The 2,669-nt window shown below is 58.2% G+C and carries 3 protein-coding genes; all 3 read right to left on the reverse strand.

Translation table 11 applies throughout. The annotated features are described in order from the left end of the window. A partial coding sequence (locus PROAA_RS05800) for a hypothetical protein (protein ID WP_222102125.1) occupies positions 1–840 on the reverse strand: 840 nt, incomplete at its 3' end. Beyond that, positions 840–2,375: an amino acid adenylation domain-containing protein gene (locus tag PROAA_RS05805; protein ID WP_186410435.1), complete on the reverse strand. Its 1,536-nt coding sequence runs from the start codon at positions 2,373–2,375 to the stop codon at positions 840–842. The genes PROAA_RS05805 and PROAA_RS05800, both read right to left, overlap by 1 nt. A gap of 37 nt (positions 2,376–2,412) precedes the next feature. Beyond that, a partial coding sequence (locus PROAA_RS18835; protein ID WP_222102126.1) for a hypothetical protein occupies positions 2,413–2,669 on the reverse strand: 257 nt, incomplete at its 5' end.

The raw sequence follows: 2,669 nt of genomic DNA on the forward strand, positions 1-2,669 counted from the left end.
TACCCAACTCATGCCCGACTTCATCGCGAGCAGTGCGTTTGACCAGAGGAGTAGTTTGATTGCCTTAAGCTGCGTGATAGCCAAGTCCTCCGGTGTCTTGGATAGTTTCTTGCGCAGGAATGCGGCTCCCTTGCCGAACGGCAGGTAGGTCGGGCTCCAGAACGGGCGCAACACAGCCAATTGCATGAGCGGGGAGGCCGCTTGCTGAGAACGGTGGTCGACGATGGCATAGGGCAGAAACCAAATGTAGGGTGACAGCACGATCATCATTGACCAGAGCATGACGCGAGGCAGCCCCTGCATGATGTCAATGGTTGTCAGTCCGTACAAAAGCGCTTCAAGCGCCAACAGAGTGATCATGGGTCGGCGGGCCAGGAAGCACTTCGGATTCTGGCGAACCTTCATCAAGGCCCCGCAGGCACCGATCATGACGGAGAGCAGAAACACGGTTGCCATTACTATCGGTGGCGTGCGAGTGACATGCTCCTGCTGCATGACGGCACCGATATCTTTCAGGATGGAGTTCTCGGCGAGTCCCATTTCAAGGAATGCCGCCGACCAGGTCGCGGTGAACAAGATCGAATTGCGGAATTTCGGCGCATAGGACGCCGCCATTGCTGCGCTGACGACCAAAGTGGTTTCCCACCAGGGAAAGTAGGTGGCTACGGCAACAATTGCCGTGAAGTAGATAATCAATCGGCCGGTAGTCGTTTGCGACCACTTTATGAAATTCTCGCGCTCATCGATGGCCAGGAAGCGGCGTAGCCCGCTTCCGTGCGACGCGTTATCGATTCCGCCATGCTGCGTTAGCACGGCCTCTTTGGGTGCCGGTGGGTTCATCACGCAGCGGCATCGAGCAATTGGCGCAATGCCCGTCGGTCAACCTTGCCACTCGAACTGAGCGGCATTGTTTCCAAGGCGATGACTCGGCTGGGGAGCATATATGGCGGAAGCCGCTTCTTCAGTGCGTCGATAACCTGCTCGGCATCGACGGTTGATGCACCGACAAAGCTGACGATGCCGCTTGCCATCCCGTCAGCCTGCGGCCAGGCGACAGAACCGACAACATCGGCGCCAGAGACGACGCGAAGATGAGCGTCAATTTCTTCCAGTTCAACGCGGTAGCCCAGCACCTTGACTTGGTTGTCGATCCGGCCCAAGCAATGAAAGCAACCCGTGGCGTCACGCAGGGCCAGATCGCCGGTTCGGTACCAGCGCTTGCCATCCAGAGTTGGAAAACGTGAGGCCGTTAGTTCGTGGGCTCCGAGATAGCCGTCGGCAAGTTGCTTGCCGGCAATCACCAGCTCGCCCGAAGTGCCGTCAGCCATGGTCTGACCGCTTTCGTCGACGACCCTGGCCTCGTTGCCGGGCAGCGGCGTACCGATCGCAAGAACGTCGCGTCCCGGCGTGAGTGGCAGGGGGTTGGCGACCGTCTGGGCCAAACAGAAAACCGTTGCCTCGGTCGGACCATAAAGGTTGAAGATGCTGCTGTTTGGTGCCGCGTGCTGCCAAGCGGTAACGGTACTCGCAGGCAACTGTTCGCCGCCGAAAACAGTGACGCGCAGAGTGGCCAGGCTTTCTGGAGCGAGCGCCTTGATCTGGCGAAGCATCCCGGCCAGCGAGGGAACCGAGTTCCACACCGTCAACCCCGAATTTCGAGCAAATTTGACGGCATTCATTACCGTAGTGGCCGGCAGGATATACAGGGCGGCTCCGGCTTCCCAAGTTGCGAACATGTTGTGCACCGAGAAATCGAAGCTGAGTTCGCAGGTTTCCAAGGCTCGGTCACTGGCTCGCAACTCAAGCCACTCAGCGATCATCGCCACGTAGTGGCGTGCAGAACAAGCAGAAATCATAACGCCCTTCGGGATGCCGGTCGTTCCCGAGGTGAAAATGATGTACGCCGTGTCAGGCGCCGCCATGGGCGCCGGTTCCTCAGGAATCACCGTTGGAAGCGTCGCCATCTCGATTATTTCTACGGCGCCATCCCGCGGCGTAAGCGATGTTTGCCCGGCGTGAATCACGACCTGCGGACAGGCGGCGAGCACGCGCTCGCTGAGCAGCTTTGCCCCCTCGTCATCGGCAATGATTGCCGATAATCCGCATTGGGCGAGCAAGGTCAAGATTCGCTCTTCCGGCTGTTTCAGACTGATCGGAACGTAGGTCGCCCCTGCCCAGCACGCGCCGAGCAAGGCAACGCAAGCATCGATTCCACGGGAAGCGAGAATCCCGACGCAGGGTGGTTGCCCGTCCAGGCGCTGCCAATCAAGTCTGTGGGTCAGACAGGCGGCAAGACGGGCTGCACGCTCGGCCAGTTCGCCGTAGGTCAGCGAACGGCCTTGGCATACTACCGCTGGGGCTCCAGGATTGATCATAGAGTGATGATTGATGGCACATGCTAGGTTATAGTTCTTAAGCATCATATTTTCGAAAGAGGGTTATATCGTCTGCTGCGGATCGATAACGGATTCGTGAGTTCGAATCCGAAGTGCAATTTTGATTGACGGGCGGCCTGGGGAATTTGAGGGCATCGGCTCCTTCTGCGGCCAAAAAGGGCGCAATTTTACCTGTTACTGAGGATTGCTCATGACCTTTCTGCCTGGGCGGCGTATTCAACCTGACAACGGCCCATCGAGGCGACGCGGCAATCAAAACAACACTCGTGTCGC

Origin of the sequence: Candidatus Propionivibrio aalborgensis, assembly GCF_900089945.1 — a bacterium.
Taxonomy (GTDB): domain Bacteria; phylum Pseudomonadota; class Gammaproteobacteria; order Burkholderiales; family Rhodocyclaceae; genus Propionivibrio; species Propionivibrio aalborgensis.

Bases quoted from the DNA above. Each gene is read 5' to 3' on its own strand.
- PROAA_RS05805 (WP_186410435.1), bottom strand. From the start codon at position 2,375: ATGATCAATCCTGGAGCCCCAGCGGTAGTATGCCAAGGCCGTTCGCTG.